Origin of the sequence: Bifidobacterium pseudolongum subsp. globosum (assembly GCF_000741295.1) — a bacterium.
Lineage (GTDB): Bacteria > Actinomycetota > Actinomycetes > Actinomycetales > Bifidobacteriaceae > Bifidobacterium > Bifidobacterium globosum.
Map to the genome: position 1 here is coordinate 1 of NZ_JGZG01000026.1, position 671 is coordinate 671.

The 671-nt window shown below is 59.8% G+C and carries 1 protein-coding gene; it reads left to right on the top strand.

The window, feature by feature from the left end; translation table 11 throughout:
• Window positions 1-388: 388 nt before the first annotated feature.
• Window positions 389-671, top strand: a 283-nt coding sequence (locus tag BPSG_RS08200; RefSeq protein ID WP_034879226.1) for a helix-turn-helix domain-containing protein, incomplete at its 3' end; no start/stop codon positions are given.

The following is a 671-nucleotide window of genomic DNA, read 5'->3' on the forward strand; positions in this document are numbered from 1 at the left end:
TCATCATCCTGCAACATTTCCTCGATAAGCGGCCAACAGTCTTCGCAGGCATCGTTAAACATGTCTTCGGCAGGCAAACGGCTGGAACCGGGCATGCTGTAACATACGGGTGGTTCTGCGTCGTCACAGTTCACGGAGTCATACAGAGCAGCCAGAAACTTCAGGAACGAGCTGACCTTTTTCTTGTTGTACGGTCGAGTTCTGATGTTCGATCTCCTTTCATGTCGGGCAGGGACTTTCCCTGTCTGACACCCCTATGCGTCCGCAGGCCGCCTACTTGAGGAAAATGAAGTGTGACGAATGAGGTTGGAGCGTGTTGTCTTGTGTCAGCGTAGTGGTTTACGTGTTGCGGGCGCATGGTTGACGCCGGTGTCCTGTTGTCGTTTGTATGGAACACAACAACATCAATCCAATCAATCCGTCCCATGGCCATGACGACCCGAGGGTGCGGGACGGACGCGTGTTGCGTCATCTGCCCCCGGCCCGGGACCGCAGCGTGTTCGACCGCAACATGGCGATGATGCGCGCGCTCGAGGCCGGCGAACCGGTCACGCGCGTCGCGAAGCGCTACGGCGTGACGCGCCAATGGGTCCATGGGCTGCGCAGGCGCCATGCCGAGGAGGGAGAGCCGGGGCCGCTGCCGCGTTCGCGCAGGCCGCGCAGCGTGCACA